The sequence below is a fragment of the uncultured Maribacter sp. genome (assembly GCF_963977385.1).
Taxonomy (GTDB): domain Bacteria; phylum Bacteroidota; class Bacteroidia; order Flavobacteriales; family Flavobacteriaceae; genus Maribacter.
In genome coordinates this window covers 278,646-295,153 of record NZ_CAXBOU010000001.1, presented here as the reverse complement: position 1 = coordinate 295,153, position 16,508 = coordinate 278,646, and the positions used below count along the sequence as shown (strand labels likewise).

Here is a 16,508-nt window from a genome sequence, read left to right as displayed (position 1 = left end):
ATATTTAAAATAATAAGAAATAAATAGTTCAAAATGTTTCGAGATAATGTTATTATTAAAGTAACGGACTAAAGAATTTGGCGAGTCCTTCTAAAAACTTACTGACAGGCGACCGCTTTCTAAATGCCTCAAGTTCTAGCTTTACGTCATCAGTACAATGCCTCAAAAACAGTTCTTCAATTTCGGTCGCTTTTTCTTTGTCGTAAAGAATGGCATTCGTTTCAAAATTATGTTCAAAGCTTCTGTAGTCGAAATTTCCTGACCCAACCGACACAATTTCACCATCAATGATAATGACCTTACTATGCGAAAAATCTGGTCGTAGATAAATATTGGCTTCAACTTCTAACAGACTATCAAATGTTGAAAACATACTATACTGAGCTAGAAGAGAATCTGAATTTTTAGGCGTAAGCAAAGTAACTTTTACTCCACTTAGGGCTGCAATTCGTAACGCTTCTAATACAGGTTCGCCAGGTATAAAATACGGATTTGCTATACTAATACTGTCTGTCGCAATATTTATCATTGCCAAATATTGTTGCATAATAGCAGGATATCTAGAATCAGGCCCACTAGAAATTATTTGAGCTATAGTATTTCCAGAGGGTTCAACCTTAGGAAAGTATTTATCTTGAAGCAATAACTCTTCTTTACCTGCAAAATGGTAATCTTTAACGAATACTCGCTGTAAACTATTCACCGCAGGACCTGCTATTCTTAAGTGTAAATCTTGCCATATTCCTAAATCAGAAACTGCTTTCATGTATTTATCAGACACATTGAATCCGCCAGTAAACCCTATCTTTCCATCTACAATTACGATTTTCCTATGATTTCTATAATTGAGGGTAAACAAGAGATTACCGAATCTAATAGGCATGGTAGAAAATGCTTTTACGCCTATATCTTTAAATCGCTTTACCACTTTTCCACGCATAGAATTACTGCCCAGCGAATCATATAACATTCTAATTTCTACACCCTCTTTCACCTTTTTTTGAAATAGCTCATAAAAACGGTCTAAAAGAATACCCTCTTCTAAAATATAATATTGAAGATGTATAAATTCTTTTGCCTCTTCAATTGCTTTGAAAATTGCACTAAAAGTTTCTTCTCCACTATTCAGCAACGTTATGTCATTACCTTCATAAGGTGCGAAATAACTATTCTTTCGAATGAGAGATGCTAATTTATCTTGCTTATAATCTTTAAACGTGTGAACACTTTGTTCACCACCCTCTAGCTCTTTATAGGTTTCTGTATACAGCCTTCTCTTTTCTGTTTGTTTTAATTTAAACAGCTTAAATTTTCTTCTATTAATACCAAATAAATAATATAAAAGAGGTCCTAAAAAAGGAAAAATTATTACCGATAATGACCAACTTATCATTTTTGTAGCCCTTGAACCATTGAAGATTATATTGACAATACTCCATAAGGTGACCGATATATAAGCAAGCCATAAAATCGTATTCATCTGTTAGTTTAATTGTTTAATAACAAGATAACATAAATTGACTAAGCCCTGCTTTTTAAAACCTTTACAGATACTTTTCGTTCGAAACGAGTTAATTACTACATAAAGAACTGACTACTTTTAAAAAAAAGTAATGGGAGTAATTGCTATGGATAAAAAACAGATAACACTCTATTATAGTTCGAAGAATTCATTGGGCAAACAACTCAATGCCTATGTCGAATCTTCAGGTAAAAAACATTTAACAATTGATATCTCTAAGACTAATGTTACCGGCACTCAATGGGCTGAGTTGGCTGATGGTTTAGGTAAAAAACTTTCTGATTTGGTAAATACCGACCATCCAGATTTTAAATCTGCCTACGGTGAAACGGATATCGACTTAGATGATGAAGGTTGGTTGAAGGTTTTAGATAAAAATCCTAGTTTACTCAAAAACGCTATTATTATAAAAGGCAAAGAATTTATTGAATTGAAAAGCGCTTCAGATTTCATACAATATATGGAGCCTGATAGCAAAGGTATTGATAAGCCCTATAAAAAAGATTAAATCTACAATCTCTTTATTCATGATTATTGTAGTAGAGGTTTGGCTTAAATTTCTATAATTTTAAAAGGATAAGTTAACCTTCAACATTCATGACGCGAATTCTCAAATGGTTTTTAGTGCTGTTCGTATTTTTCATAGGAGCCTACATGGTGGCCACCTGGAAAATGAAGAAAGAAATTGTAGATTTCTTAAATCAGAAGGTCCCCGATCATATTGCTTTTTCATATGAAAAGCTAAACATCAATCTTTTTAATGGTGATTTAGAATTTGAAAAGGTCGAAGTTGAAAGTTCTGGCCGCCAAACTTCATCATGCGAAATTTTAATTAATGCTGATAATCTATCAATTAGTAGATTCAGTTATTGGAAACTACTCTTCGAGAAATCGATTTATTTAAAATCCCTTACACTTTCAAAACCACATTTAAATTTTAAGACTTGCCCTAAAGATCCAACCGAGAAAGAGGTTACAAAGCCGAACCCGATAAATCTTTTAAAAGAGATTTTTATTGAGGAGCTTATTTTCGATTCTGGTATAGTTGAAATTTGGGATTCAAGTGAAGAAACAGAACTTTTATCTGTTAAGTCTATCGACCTAAATTTAAAAAATGTGGCGACTGATCCTCAGATAATTAAGAAGTATGTGCCTTTCACTTTTTCAGAATATGGCATTACTATTCAAAACATGACAGCACCTTTAGGAAAGTTTGAAGTGTTGCAAATGAAAACTATGAAGTTAGATAACTCATCTATACATATCACTAATATTTCATTGTCTACCGCTCTTTCTAAGTTAGCATTGAGCCAAGAAATAACCTACCAACGAGACCATATCCAATTAGAAATTCCAGAAATTAATATTGAAAATCATAATTACATTGTATCTAACGACTCTCTTCAGGTCAACTTTAAATCACTGATATTAAATGCACCGAATTTAGAAATGTATCGTGACAAATCAAGATTAGAAAATTTTAATCGAAGACCATTATATGCTGAATTATTCAGAGAACTTCCGTTTAAAGTAGCTATTGATTCTATATTAATTAAGCATGGAATGGTACGCTATGAAGAAGATTTACCGAACGAAGAAAGTGCTGGTGTTTTAAGTTTTGAAAAACTAGATGCCGATATAAGTAACTTTTCAAATTTAGCATCGAACAAAGAAAATTTAAAGATTAAACTAAATGCCAATTTAATGGGGGTAGGTAGTTTTAATCTCGATTGGGAGTTTAAAGTTCAAGACACACGTAATACATTCTTAATATCTGGGGAATTATCCAATTTCAACACAGCAAATTTAAATGACTTTCTAGTTCCTAACCTAAGAACAAAAACCACAGGCACCATTGACCAACTCTATTTTACAATTTCTGGTGATGGAAATATCGCTACTGGTGACATTAAAATGAGATATGAAGATTTTAAATTTCAAGTATTAAATAAAGAAAGAAACGGAGTAAAGAAAGTTCTCTCCTTTATTGGAAACCTATTCGTCAATGACGGCTCAAAGGCAGATACAGAGGGCTATAGATATGGAAATATCTCAACCGAACGGACAAAAAATAAATCGTTTTTCAACTACTTGTGGATTAATTTACAAGATGGCCTATTAGATGTATTAACAGGAAATGGTAAGAAAGATGAATAATTTACTTTGAAATTAAAAAGCCAGGTTAGCATAACTACCTGGCTTTTCTTTTCATAACAATTACTTTTATACTAGTTGTCGTCTGTGGCATCTTCGACAGCATCTTCAACTTCTTCTGCTCCTTCTTCGATACCATCACCAACATCATCAATACCTTCTTCCATTTTCTCTCCTGCAGATTTTTCTTCTCTACAACTTGTTGCAAAACTTATTGTCATAAGTGCAAATACAAACATAAATAGTGATTTTCTCATACTATAGATTTTTAATAATTAGGTTAACATTTTAACTGTTCAGTAAAGAAATTAACTCAATAATTTATTAGTATATCTCTACCTACTCAAACAAAAATGCTATTATAAAACCGTTAACCTTGGTTGTAAAAAATCAAATATTAACTCATCTACCTAAAAGTATTAAATTACTTGATTGTCAGGGTTTTAAATGAATCAAAAGATACGATACTTGATAATAAACAGTCTTAACGTCTAAAATTATTTACCTTATATTGTACTTGTCTATTTTAACTAAAGAATGAGTACTAAAAAGGAACTTAAAGCGCTAAACGTAATTGATGTTGTCAGGGATATTGCCAACAGACTTAATGTTGATTATGAAGAAGAGAATAATGAAATTTGTATGGATATTCCTGAAGAAGCAGGTATTGGCCATATAAAAGCAATTAGTTTTTCTCATGGCGTAGGCGTTATGAATGTAGATATACGTTTAAAAAAAGAAGTGCGATTTGTTCTCAATCAGTCTTTAGTAAAACCTTTAGAAATAATTTTTAATAGAGAAACAACATTATATCACGAGTTCGAAGGTCAAGAAAAACAGACAGAAATAAAGCATTTAGAAAGTGCTATTTTTTCATGTAATAGTAAATATGGAAATGTGCTTACCTTAAAAGCAAATGAGCCTATTTGTTTTTTTAATCTCGAGATAAACAGAAAACTTTTTGAAGAAAAAATAGAATCATTTCTTCCTGAAATGAATGAAGACCTTGAAGGTCTTTTTAGAGATGTAAACGGTATCAACCTCTTTTTTCATACAGACCATTATAGCCTAGACATTGCTAAATGCATTGAAGAAATTAACGCATCTGAAGATTCAGGGTTTACCAAAAGTGTATTCATTGAAGGCAAATGCTATGAAATACTCGCACATCATCTGAGACAATATGTAGATGATTCTTCACCCGATGAAAAGCGTACCATTTTAAGACAATCTACCGTAGTTAAAATTGAGGAGGCTGCTAATATCATTGATGATACTCTTGAACAAGCGACCAGTATTATTAACCTCTCAAAAAAAGTCGGATTAAACCAAAACACGCTACAGAATGGTTTTCAAAGTCTATTTGGCCTATCTGTAAAAGAGTATACTCAAAATAAAAGGATGGAAATGGCTCGCCATTTAATGGAAACCACCACCATGAACATCACAGAAATCACTTATAGAATAGGTATTAATTCTAGAAGTTATTTTTCAAAACTATTCAAACAGCGGTATGCCATGACACCTAAACAGTACCTGCTAAAATTAGAATCTATCAATCAAGGCAAGACAGAAACTATATAATAGAGCCTTAAAATAGTCATCTTTTCAATTCATAATAATAAATTTTAACATTTTTGACAAACTCAAAAGTCCGCATTTGTGTTAATTAACATTTCATAACTGTTAACACAATCACTTGATTTCCAGTTTTTTTGTAGAAACGTTAAGAGCGTTACACGATGATTGGATTATGAAAGAGTTAATAATAAAAAGTTCTGACCCTAAAATGATATTTTCACAAATACATTCTTGTATTAATGGTGAAATGAGACAAGAATGGGGCGAAACGGTACTAACGTTTGATAACGAAATAGGTAAGGGTATTATACGAACCATAAGTTTCAATTGGGGGGTTTCTTTAATTGATTGTGATATGACTCTTTATGAAGAAACTAAAATTATTTTTGATAACGAGAAATTATCTCCTATCGAATTTATTTTCATCACCGAAGGGTTTCTTAATTACAGTGAAAACAATACCAGTTCTTATACTACATTAGCGCAATTTCAGAACACTATAATATCACCCAAACGCTCCGCTAAAAACACTTTTCTTTTTCCGAAAGGTGTGAAATTGAAAGTAAATTTTATTCGAATAATTCGAAAGGAATATTTAAAAAAGAAAAACAACAATATCTGTTATTTAAATGACTTATTAGTGACATTGTTTAACGATAATGTTGGCGACGACGCATATCAACATGGTGGTAGTTTTAGTCTTAGAATTGCAGATGAGATCAAACTCTTAAATAATGTTCAAGACAGTGGTATGTTAAGATCACTTTCTTTAGAGGGCAGACTTTATCTCATATTATCATTACAACTGTTGGAACATAATAATTTTGTAGAAAAAATGAACTTACCCGAAGCAATTTCAAAAGAAGATATCTCTAAAATTCATAAACTAACAAGTTACATTGTAGACCATATTTCTGAAGATATCTCAATAAATATTCTAAGCTCAGAATCTGGATTAAGTCCAAAAAAGCTTCAGCTAGGTTTCAAAATATTGTTTTCAAAAACAGTGAATGAATATATCAGACAATTGAAGCTTGAAATTTCGCGAGATTATCTCAAAAACACTGATTTATCAGTTTCTGAAATTGTGTATTCCATAGGTATTAAAAGTAGAAGTTACTTTTCTAAAATATTCTTTGAGGCTTATGCAATTCTCCCTACAGATTATAGAAAACATTTAAAAAACAAGAATTCTTCGTTAAGCTAGTCTTCAGGGCAATCATTCGGCATTAACATACTATCATATGATATATCTTGATTAAAGAGGTCTCTTGCAATAGGTTTTATATCTAACTTAGTAGTATGCGGTGGTTTCATCATGTTTTTAACCTGAGATAATTCTATGTTGTTAGAAAGCCAATCTGACTTATCATTATGATCAATAATAATTGGCATGAAATCGACCAAGTTTTGATAATTCACCATTTCATCTTCAAGCGGGCCTGTTAGCACAGAACACGTAATAAATCCATCTTCTAAAACTGTATACACACCCGCCAGATATAATAACCGCTCTTTTTTAGGACTTATGAAATATGGATATATTTCCCCATTTCTTAAAACGGAAGTAAAGAAGCCTGTTACTGGTATTATACACCTTCCTTTACTGAGAGCATCTCGATACCATAATTCAGATTCTAAAGTGTCTGATTTTATATTAAGGGTGTTGGTTAATTTTTGAAATAGTTCCCAGTCATCGTTATAGCTCTTGGGCAATAGACCCCATATCGCTAAAGAAATGACATTTGAATTTTCCATAGTAACAATAGGTATAGAAACTTCGTCTAGGCCGCTTATAACAACTTGTGGAGTATAAAAGTTTGGGTACTTAAATAAAGCATTTACTTCACGCTCTATCTCCTTCATTTCTGCTGTATTTGAAATTTTAAAATACATATCAATCTTTTGCTTTTATTAAGCAAGTTCGTCAAATAACGCTGTTGTAATTATTGCAAAACCATTTAAATCTAATCCATTAAAAACAAGTTATTTATTCTATTTTCAGCTTGAATATTTTTCAACACTCTATAATAAAGATTCATTGAAATGGGGTGTCTATAGTTCTCAATAGATTTAGAAATAATAACCTTAAAATATTACTTTTTTGAGCATAAAAAAAGAGACCAAAAAGGTCTCTTTTCAATAATTATAATACTCTCTACCTTAAGTCTTCTAGCATTTTAATATTAGCTAATCCGTTTTCAATAGCTTCTTTTTGATTTCTCAATATAGCCGCTGTTGATGAAGGCAAAGAAGTATCCTCTAAAACCTCTTTATACTCCTCTACTGCAGCTTTTTCACCTCTTATAGCTTCTTCTAACATAGCTTCGGCGCTGTCTAATGAGAACAAGGCTTTTACATCCATCCAAGCTCTGTGTGCTTTTCCTGCAATACTATCTCCTTTATCAACTTTTTGACCAAAAGTTTTAATTTCTACTTTTAGCTCATGTCCAAAATCATAACGCTGTTTTGCCTTGTTTTCGAAAAAAGATTTCAGCTGCTTATGGTCTGTATTCTCTGCTGCTTTTTTAAAGCCCTTTTCAGCATCATATGTTTTTTCTAAAAGGTCATTTAATTTCTCTCCAATTACTTCTGTATATGTACTCATTGTTTGTAGTATTAAATTATGTGATTTTTTATTTAAAGATGTCAATCACAATTACATCTTATAAAATTTATTTCTATTCTTAAATTCTTCTATTTTTCGTTTTAATTCTCCAACATCTTTCCTTTCTGATTTCTTTGAATACATTAACATATGATTAATATCAATCTCGCAAAATGCATCTTCTTCAATTTCATTAGAACGGGCGTTAAACATATTTGCTATATAATCTCTAATTAATAAGCCTATAAAGCCAGAAGCAATTACTATTGAAATTCCTGCAAATATTTCTACCATAACTCATGTTTTAATATATCCTAATTCAAAAATAACTTCGATTTCGTAGATTTTTTGCCTTAAAACGTATTACCATTAACTCCTTTGAAATGGGTTAATATTGATGATTTTTGAGTTAATAAAAAGGTGCCTTTTAAACAATAATTTTATTTTGAATATCGAACTTGTAACCCTCAATTAGTTCTCTAGTTTGTGTCCTTATTTACAAGGAATATTCCATCACTTGTTCTCCAGAATTTAGAAGTGATGGAATGCACAAACATAAAATCTATTTTTAATGATTCGAAAAGGCACAGTTGTAAAATGGTACTGGGGTAATGGCTCAGCTGAAGGCAAAGTTGAAGAAACGTACACCTCTAAAATCACCAAAACCATTAAAGGAAGTGAGGTAACGCGAAACGCAGAAAAGGACAATAAAGCCTTATACATTAAACAAGATGATGGCAATTATGTTCTTAAAAGTGAGAATGAAGTAGAGCGAATAAATTAATTTATTAATTCCATTCCTCATTTTATTTCTAATTCTGATCGCAAATTAAATCCATAAAACTACCTTGTTTTACATTTTTTAATAAAGCCTATTTTAAATGGATTGCATTACAATTTTAATGGAACGGCGACATTTGAAAATGATATGTTCGATATCTTTCAGCACAACTATTTACTATAACTTATGAAAGGATCACCCATGTTAATATGTATACCCGACATAAGTGGTTTTACAGAATTTATGAGCGAAACTGATTTTGAACTGAGCTCGAAAATAATTCCGGCATTATTAAATCAGATAATTTATACGAATGAAATCGGACTTAAAGTTTCTGAAATTGAAGGCGATGCGGTCCTTTTCTTCAAAACTGGTAAAATGCCGAGTTTAGAGGCTTTAATAAATCAATGTAGAATATTCTACACAGAGTTTTACAAAGAACTAGAATCTCTTCGCGTGAAACATAAAAATGATGAAGCTGCCGAAACCATACCAGAAATATTAGGCCTGAAAATAATATTGCATTATGGCAAAGAAATCGCTTTGACTAAAGTTGGAAATAGCATAAAACTCTTTGGAGAAGACTTAATCGTTGCCCACAAGCTTTTAAAGAATAAAATTAGAATGAACGAATACCTACTCTTAACTGAAGGCTTGACCGACTACTATAAAGAGAATAATTTAGATGATCAATTCGATTGGGGTTCCTTAAAACAAAATTCAACCGAATACGATCATGTTGGCGAAATAAACTACTCTTATATCAACCTGAAACCATTGGTTAAATAATATGATTCATAATGACGTTAAATACTGTTAAATGGGCCTATAAAAAGGCATCTGAGTCAATAAATTCATATCAGGTTCATTAATTTTATACAAGAATTAAAAAAATATTATTATGAGCTATTTAGACATTAAATCAAAAGATATAGAACCAATCGTTGAAGAACTAAACACATTATTGGCAGATTACAATTTATACTATCAAAACTTAAGAGGGTACCATTGGAATGTTTCAGGAAAGAACTTTTTCGACTTACACATTAAATTCGAAGAACTATATACCGATGCAAGAATTAAAATTGATGAAATTGCAGAACGTATTTTGACTTTAAGACATAACCCAACAAGTGAATTTTCAAAATATTTTGAAATCGCTTCTATAAAAGAAACTTCTTCACTTATTTCAGATAATGAAATGGTAAAACATATTCTTAACCAACATGAAGTATTACTAAAACAAATGAGCAAAGTTGTTAAAAAAGCTGAAGCTGGTGGTGATGAAGGTACAATCGATATGATTGGCGGTTATATTGGTAGTATTGAAAAAGTAAGTTGGATGCTTGATGCTTGGACAAAAGAATAATTATTAAGTAATCGTATATAAAAAAACACCTCTTAAATAAGAGGTGTTTTTTTGTTTTATACTTATTGTTAAAAAGCCCTTTGTATTTAAATAATACTACTTGACTATTTTACGCATTAAATAAAGCATACCGAATTTCTTTGCTGCAGAAAATGCCGTAGACACCCAATTATATGGACTCAAATCTTCCTGGACATCTTGTTTTAATCCCTTAAGTTCTTCTAAAGCAATTTGACGCTCTAATTTTAAGCGTTTTAAATTAAACTCTATTTCATCAAAATTTTTATACATATTCCTTTAATTAAAGAATTTAACAGATAGTTTTTTTACTAACATATTATCAATCTTTCTTCTGAAGACATAAGCAAGAATTAATAAAACTATAAATAAGGCTCCTGCAATTAAGCAAGCACCTACCATGCTATTAAGTATATTTCCTAAATAGATAATACCCGCAACGGTTAAGAACATAAGTGCCAAAAAACCAAGACCACCAATAACTGCTATTTTCAACAGCATACCGGTGGTCATAGTTAATTGTTGAAACACTTTTAGCCTATAATACTCTTGAGTTTTCTTATAGTATACCTCACCTACGTCAATAGCTTTATTAGAGGTTTCGTTAAGTGAATCAATAACTCCCATTTATACTGTTTTCTGTAATTTCTTGTTTTTAGACTTCAACTCAGCCAATTTTTTCTCTAAAGTTGAAATCACATCTTCCGTTTTGTAGCTTATGTCTGAAACTAACGATTCTACTCGTGTATCTAAGGTTTCTCTTTCGTCTAAAACTTTTGAAGCTACTCTGTTTTTCAGGTCGATTGCGCTTTCGGCAAAATTATCTCTTGTCGCAGCTGCTTGATCTGCTATTAATCTTCTTGTATTCTCACCTTTATCTGGTGCATATAGAATTCCTAATGCTGCTCCTATGGCAGAACCTGCAATAATAGCTAGTAATGTATTTCCGCTGTTGTTCATATTCTAAATTTTTAATTAAACTTTTTCTTAAATAACGTAGAATCAACTTGTTCTACGACTACAAAGATCATCTATTTTTCTATCATCGCTTAACTCTAAACCAAGAAATATTAACGGTAATAACAGCCCAAAAGGGTTAAGAATTAAACGGAACGAATTAACAGTAAACCGTCGTTAATTATAAATTTGTTTCATGAAAGAGATACAATCAAAGAATCCATATAACGGTGATATATTAGAAACGTATTCTAAAGATACGCAAAGTACTATTATTGCCAAATTAGATAAAGCATTGGCCATTGAAACTACTTGGGCCAACACGCCAATTGATGATAGGTGTAATCTACTAACCAAAGTGGCAGATTTACTTTTAGACCGAAAAGAGGAGTATGCCGAACTGATAACTAGGGAGATGGGCAAGCCTATATCTCAAAGTATTGCAGAAATTAAGAAATGTGCATGGGCCTGTGATTTTTATGCGCTAAATGCAGAAGACCTTTTAGCAGATGAGCTCATTGCTACTGATGCTGATGAAAGTTTTATAAGCAACGACCCATTAGGATGCATTTTGGCAATCATGCCTTGGAATTATCCTTTTTGGCAAGTAATACGATTTGCCGCCCCAACATTGACCGCAGGTAATACAGCCCTGTTAAAACACGCACAAAATGTAACTGGGTGTTCAATGGCTATAGAAAAATTATTTCTCGACGCTGGTTATCCAGAAGGTTGCTTTCAAAGTGTTAAGGCCACACATGAGGACATTGAGAAATTGATTGCGCATGATGGTATTAAAGCTGTAACGCTAACAGGCAGTGAAAAAGCAGGGAAATCAATTGCAAGAACGGCTGGTGAAAATCTTAAGAAAACTGTTCTTGAGTTAGGTGGTAATAATGCCTGTATTATTTGGGAAGATGCTGATTTAAAAAAGTATATGGATACCATGGTAACTGCACGAATGCAAAATATGGGGCAAAGCTGTATCGCGGCAAAACGATTCATTGTCTGTGAAGACATTTATGATTCGTTTTTAGAACAATTTACTACAAAGGTGAACGCCTTAAAAATTGGTGACCCCATGAAAAAGGACACTTTTATCGGTGTTATGGCGCGAGAAGATTTAGCTAAAACATTACAAGACCAAATCGATGCTTCTATTAAAAAAGGTGCAAAAGTCGTTTTGGGCAACAAACGAGACGGAGCATTCTTTTCTCCAACCATTTTAACTGAAGTAACTGTTGATATGCCCGTATTTAATGAAGAAACATTTGGGCCTGTAGCGGCAATTATAAAAGCTAAGGACCGAAAAGAAGCAATTTCTTTGGCCGCCAATTCTAGACTGGGACTCGGCAGTATGCTGTTTACTCAAGATATAGAGGGCGCAATAAATGTTATATCGGAAATACCAGATGGCGGATTTTTTATAAATGATATGGTCAAATCTGACCCCAGACTTCCATTTGGCGGCACAAAAGCTTCGGGGTATGGTAGAGAATTATCACGAGAAGGTATTTTAGAGTTTGTCAACAAAAAAACAGTTTATATCAAAAAATAGAACATATGAAACAAGGAACAGAAGAAACGAAATTTATTAAGGAACCAGAAGATAAAACTCAGGAGTTCATTCTTCAAAAGAATAAAAAAACAAAAATAGGAGTAACAATACTTGTCGTATTTCTAGCCATTTTAATTATCGGTATACTCATTTCTAACGTGTTTTTCAACAATTAGAATACAGACATTAAAAAAAATCAACCAAAATAATCTATGACTATTCAGCCTTTTCAATATCAATATAAAAACTTGAAATTTAAAAACTTTACAAGTATTCTTATTGTTCTATTACTTATTTCATCTTGTGCAACATTTAAGGAGCAAAGTAATATTGTAGAAGAAAATGATAGTACTAGTCAAAAAATTAGTTACTCATTTTATATTGCCGGTGGGTTAGGGAATACTTCATCTACATCAAACAATTCTCTTTTAGAACGATTTAAAAAAGAGCTGGATAATGCTCCTGAAAATAGCACGTTAGTGTTTACTGGGGACAACATAAGTCCGACAACTGAAAATTGGAAAATAGATAGTGTACTAATCGATAAGCAATTACATCTTTCTGCAAACTTTAAAGGAGAAACGGTATTCTTACCCGGTAATAATGAATGGAAAAGCTACAAACTCGATAAAATTGAAAAGGTTGAAAATTACCTGAAAGATGTTGATAGGGAGAATACCAAAGTAGTTCCTAATAACGGTTGTCCTATTGATTATAGGGTAATAAATGATGAATTAGATTTAATTCTGATTGACTCTAAATGGTTTGTTTCTAACTGGTCTAGAGTAGAAGGTATTAATAGTAAATGTACAGACATCATCACCCGCAGAAGATTTATGGAAGAATTAGAGGGCTATATCGGTGATGGCCAAGGAAAAAATATTGTTATTGCTATGCATCACCCTGTTTTTACCAATGGTATTTATGCCGGCAATACAACTATTAAAGATCATTTAAAACCCTTACCGATATACGGCACCATTAAAAACACTGTTATGGATTTAGGTGCTTTTGACCCAGAACATGTTAATTCAAGAAGATATAATTATCTAAGAATAGCTGTTAGTGCCTTAGCGCAAGCGAATGATAGAATTACCTTAATTTCTGGTCATGAAGAGAGCCTTCAATTACTTGAAGGTGGTGGCATTCATCAAATTATAAGCGGCTCGTTAGGTACCAAAAGTGCAACCAAATTAGGCCCAGGTAAAATTAGTGCTATTGGCGGTTCTATGGATTTTGAAGGTGAATATGCCTTTGGGGACCGTGGTTTTGCAAGATTAGATTATTTTGAAGACGGCAGTTCTACCGTAACTTTCATTTCAGAAGAAAACCTAACTGCAAGTACTACTTTTCCTGTACTACCTAAACTAGAATCAAAAAAGGAGTTCACCAATTTTACAATCATTAATACCAAAACCAAGAAAGAAAAAATCCTTGACGACCCAAAAGATTATAACAAAAGCGAATTTTATAAATTTTTATGGGGAGAACGTTACCGTACATACTTCGGTGAAAATGTAGAAGCGCCTGTCGTTAATTTAGATACGCTATATGGCGGACTAAAAGTGGTAAAAGAAGGTGGTGGCCACCAGTCGTTTTCATTGCGTTTAGAAGATGCCAACGGTAAACAATATGCAATGCGATCTTTGCGTAAAAGCGCCTTAAAATTTCTAAAATTCAAATTACCTGGCATTTCTTATAACACTGCCGATTATCAAGATACTTGGGCAGAGAAAGCAATCTCTGACTTTTTTACCACGGCACACCCGTATATGCAATTGGTGGTAGATCCCTTAGCCGCATCTGCTGAAATAAATCATTCTGATACCGAATTATTCTATGTGCCAAAGCAAGATGGCTTAAAAGAATATAATGAAGATTTTGGTGATGAATTGTATTTTATAGAAAGAAGACCATCCGAAGAACAAGCAAATTATAAGGGGTACAGAAGAAGTATAGACACTAATTCTGGTAAGGTGACAGATTATGAAAGTACAACCGATATGCTTGAAAAAATTAAAAGCGATGAATCTTATTCGGTCGATGAAAGAGGTTTAATACGTGCTCGAATTTTTGATATGTTAATAGGTGATTGGGACCGTCATCAAGACCAATGGAGATGGGTAGAATATGAAAGCCCCGACGGAGAGAAAGAGTTTATGCCGATACCAAGAGACCGTGACAATGCTTTTCCTAAGTTCGATGGTAAAGTTATTCCGTTTATTCAATGGTTCGTGCCAAACGCAAGAAACTGGGAAACTTTTGATGGTGATGTAGACAATGTAAAATGGCTAAACCTATCCGGCAACAGATTAGACAGAACTTTATTGACATCATATGGGCCAGATGTTTGGATTGAAGAAGCAAAAGCAATTCAGAGAGGCATGACGCCTGAGGTTATTGAAAAAGCATTTAAACGCCTTCCTACTGCTGTACAAGATGAAACTTCGAATTCTATCAAAGAAAATTTAATGCAGCGACTTGCCGCCTTACCTGAAGTTGCCGAAGATTACGCAGAATATCTAAATAAAATTGTTGCCGTTAGAGGGACTGAAAAAGATGATATTTTCACTATTACAAAAAGCAGTAACGGAGATACAGAAGTCACCGTGAAACGACTATTATCTGATGAGAAAAATGAGTTGATGTATTCCAGAACTTTTAATGATTCTCTAACAAAAGAACTTTGGATCTACGGTCTTGGTGATGATGATATTTTTATTGTAGAAGGTAATGGGAATTCTAATACGAAACTTAAAATTATCGGCGGCTATGGAAAAGACACCTACGATATTGAAAATAAAAAGAAAGTTCGAATTTATGATTGGGAACATGAAAAAATCAATTTCGAACAAGTAAAACCGATAACTGTACTAACCGATAATTATAAGACGAATACCTACCATTTTAGATACTTTACCCCTAATACGAATATCTTAGTGCCAACTCTTGGTTTTAGAACAGATGACGGTTTGTTTTTAGGTGCCTCCAATACCTATACTCAAAATGGAATAAACTGTAATTCATTTCGACAACAACACAGTATTAATGCTAATTACTTTTTTAATTTTAAAGCTGCGGAAATTTCGTATTCTGGAAAATATGGAAGTGTTTTTCCCGGATGGAATTTCGAATTAGATGCCTACTATACCAATGATCGTTACGTTAGTAATTTTTTTGGTTATGGAAATGAAACGGCAAATAATGAAGATGCGGTTGGAAGGGATTACTATAGGGCTAGAATTCAAAAATTTAAAGCGAGTGCAGGCTTGGCTTATTATGATTTACGGTTCAAAACGATATTCGAATCTTTTAAGGTGTCAGACAACCCAGAACGACTTTTTAATTCCGAGAATTTAGATGAAGCCCTTTTTGATAATCAAAACTATGGCGGATTTGAATTAACTGGTGAATATGATCATGATGATGCTGGCGATTTTCCTTCAAAGGCAATTTACTTTGGTTTTTCGGCTGGTTATAAAACAAACCTTAGTTTTAATTCGAACAAATTTGGCTATGCTTCTTTAAAAGTTGGTTTTGATCACAAACTAGAATCATCGGGCTCTTTAATTTATAGTACAATGGCCGAGTACAAAGGTTTATTCGATTATAACGATGTATACTTTTACCACACTCCTGCATTAGGTGGTCGAAATGGTTTACGAGGTTTTAGAGACGAGCGATTTACGGGTAAATCATATTTCTATCAATCTTCTGACCTGAAATTAAAGCTCAAGCGGTATGTAACAGCAGTTTCACCGGTGACCATAGGTGTGTATGGCGGTTTTGATTACGGAAGGGTTTGGCAACCTAACGAAGACTCTAACGTTTGGCATACCTCTCAAGGTGGTGGCTTTTGGATTAGTAGTTTAAAAGCATTAACTTTTAATATTGGATATTTTAATTCTAAAGAAAGTAACCTAATTCAAATAGGTTTCGGACTCTCTATTTAATATAGGC

General features: G+C 32.7%; 18 protein-coding genes. 10 read left to right on the top strand and 8 right to left on the bottom strand.

Annotated features, from left to right (window positions below; translation table 11 throughout):
- Positions 1 to 55: 55 nt before the first annotated feature.
- Positions 56 to 1,480 (bottom strand): cardiolipin synthase, encoded by a 1,425-nt coding sequence (cls, locus tag AAC084_RS01225; protein ID WP_339835803.1) that lies wholly within the window; start codon positions 1,478 to 1,480, stop codon positions 56 to 58.
- A 133-nt stretch (positions 1,481 to 1,613) separates the two neighbouring features.
- On the opposite strand from cls, the gene AAC084_RS01220 reads away from it, so the two are divergent.
- Complete coding sequence (locus tag AAC084_RS01220) at positions 1,614 to 2,030, top strand: hypothetical protein (RefSeq protein WP_339835800.1); 417 nt, start codon at positions 1,614 to 1,616, stop codon at positions 2,028 to 2,030.
- An 89-nt stretch (positions 2,031 to 2,119) separates the two neighbouring features.
- Positions 2,120 to 3,679 carry a hypothetical protein gene (locus tag AAC084_RS01215; protein WP_339835798.1) on the top strand — a complete coding sequence of 520 codons (1,560 nt, stop codon included), beginning with the start codon at positions 2,120 to 2,122 and terminating at the stop codon, positions 3,677 to 3,679.
- A 71-nt stretch (positions 3,680 to 3,750) separates the two neighbouring features.
- Here the strand turns inward: AAC084_RS01215 and AAC084_RS01210 are convergent, their stop codons facing one another.
- Complete coding sequence (locus AAC084_RS01210; RefSeq protein ID WP_339835796.1) at positions 3,751 to 3,933, bottom strand: hypothetical protein; 183 nt, start codon at positions 3,931 to 3,933, stop codon at positions 3,751 to 3,753.
- A gap of 280 nt (positions 3,934 to 4,213) precedes the next feature.
- Between AAC084_RS01210 and AAC084_RS01205 the strand changes: the two genes are divergently transcribed.
- Positions 4,214 to 5,260, top strand: a complete 1,047-nt coding sequence (locus tag AAC084_RS01205; RefSeq protein ID WP_339835793.1) for an AraC family transcriptional regulator — start codon at positions 4,214 to 4,216, stop codon at positions 5,258 to 5,260.
- A 169-nt stretch (positions 5,261 to 5,429) separates the two neighbouring features.
- A complete protein-coding gene (locus AAC084_RS01200) occupies positions 5,430 to 6,464 on the top strand; it encodes an AraC family transcriptional regulator (RefSeq protein WP_339835791.1) in 1,035 nt (344 codons plus the stop codon).
- Here AAC084_RS01200 and AAC084_RS01195 read toward each other — a convergent pair.
- The 3 genes from AAC084_RS01195 to AAC084_RS01185 form a co-directional block, all read right to left on the bottom strand.
- Complete coding sequence (locus tag AAC084_RS01195; RefSeq protein WP_339835789.1) at positions 6,461 to 7,153, bottom strand: SOS response-associated peptidase family protein; 693 nt, start codon at positions 7,151 to 7,153, stop codon at positions 6,461 to 6,463. The two genes, AAC084_RS01200 and AAC084_RS01195, sit on opposite strands and share 4 nt — an antisense overlap.
- 262 nt (positions 7,154 to 7,415) lie before the next feature.
- Complete coding sequence (locus tag AAC084_RS01190; protein ID WP_339835787.1) at positions 7,416 to 7,865, bottom strand: PA2169 family four-helix-bundle protein; 450 nt, start codon at positions 7,863 to 7,865, stop codon at positions 7,416 to 7,418.
- A 51-nt stretch (positions 7,866 to 7,916) separates the two neighbouring features.
- The gene (locus AAC084_RS01185) at positions 7,917 to 8,159 is read right to left on the bottom strand and encodes a hypothetical protein (RefSeq protein ID WP_339835785.1); all 243 of its coding nucleotides are present in this window, start codon (positions 8,157 to 8,159) and stop codon (positions 7,917 to 7,919) included.
- A 277-nt stretch (positions 8,160 to 8,436) separates the two neighbouring features.
- On the opposite strand from AAC084_RS01185, the gene AAC084_RS01180 reads away from it, so the two are divergent.
- From AAC084_RS01180 to AAC084_RS01170, 3 genes are all read left to right on the top strand, one after another.
- A complete protein-coding gene (locus tag AAC084_RS01180) occupies positions 8,437 to 8,649 on the top strand; it encodes a DUF2945 domain-containing protein (RefSeq protein ID WP_339835783.1) in 213 nt (70 codons plus the stop codon).
- A 183-nt stretch (positions 8,650 to 8,832) separates the two neighbouring features.
- On the top strand, positions 8,833 to 9,435 hold the full coding sequence (locus tag AAC084_RS01175) for a DUF2652 domain-containing protein (protein ID WP_339835780.1): 603 nt from the start codon (positions 8,833 to 8,835) through the stop codon (positions 9,433 to 9,435).
- Between the two features lie 112 nt (positions 9,436 to 9,547).
- Complete coding sequence (locus AAC084_RS01170) at positions 9,548 to 10,015, top strand: Dps family protein (RefSeq protein ID WP_339835778.1); 468 nt, start codon at positions 9,548 to 9,550, stop codon at positions 10,013 to 10,015.
- A gap of 96 nt (positions 10,016 to 10,111) precedes the next feature.
- On the opposite strand, the gene AAC084_RS01165 is transcribed toward AAC084_RS01170, so the two are convergent.
- The 3 genes from AAC084_RS01165 to AAC084_RS01155 are packed head-to-tail and all read right to left on the bottom strand — an operon-like array spanning position 10,112 to position 10,993.
- Complete coding sequence (locus tag AAC084_RS01165) at positions 10,112 to 10,306, bottom strand: hypothetical protein (RefSeq protein WP_339835775.1); 195 nt, start codon at positions 10,304 to 10,306, stop codon at positions 10,112 to 10,114.
- A gap of 6 nt (positions 10,307 to 10,312) precedes the next feature.
- On the bottom strand, positions 10,313 to 10,660 hold the full coding sequence (locus AAC084_RS01160; protein ID WP_339835772.1) for a phage holin family protein: 348 nt from the start codon (positions 10,658 to 10,660) through the stop codon (positions 10,313 to 10,315).
- The gene (locus AAC084_RS01155; protein WP_339835769.1) at positions 10,661 to 10,993 is read right to left on the bottom strand and encodes a YtxH domain-containing protein; all 333 of its coding nucleotides are present in this window, start codon (positions 10,991 to 10,993) and stop codon (positions 10,661 to 10,663) included. It abuts the gene before it with no gap.
- Positions 10,994 to 11,186: 193 nt separating this feature from the next.
- On the opposite strand from AAC084_RS01155, the gene AAC084_RS01150 reads away from it, so the two are divergent.
- The 3 genes from AAC084_RS01150 (at position 11,187) to AAC084_RS01140 (ending at position 16,501) form a co-directional block, all read left to right on the top strand.
- Complete coding sequence (locus tag AAC084_RS01150; protein ID WP_339835766.1) at positions 11,187 to 12,548, top strand: NAD-dependent succinate-semialdehyde dehydrogenase; 1,362 nt, start codon at positions 11,187 to 11,189, stop codon at positions 12,546 to 12,548.
- Between the two features lie 5 nt (positions 12,549 to 12,553).
- A complete protein-coding gene (locus AAC084_RS01145) occupies positions 12,554 to 12,724 on the top strand; it encodes a hypothetical protein (protein WP_339835764.1) in 171 nt (56 codons plus the stop codon).
- A gap of 72 nt (positions 12,725 to 12,796) precedes the next feature.
- Positions 12,797 to 16,501: a hypothetical protein gene (locus tag AAC084_RS01140; RefSeq protein ID WP_339835761.1), complete on the top strand. Its 3,705-nt coding sequence runs from the start codon at positions 12,797 to 12,799 to the stop codon at positions 16,499 to 16,501.
- Positions 16,502 to 16,508: the final 7 nt, after the last annotated feature.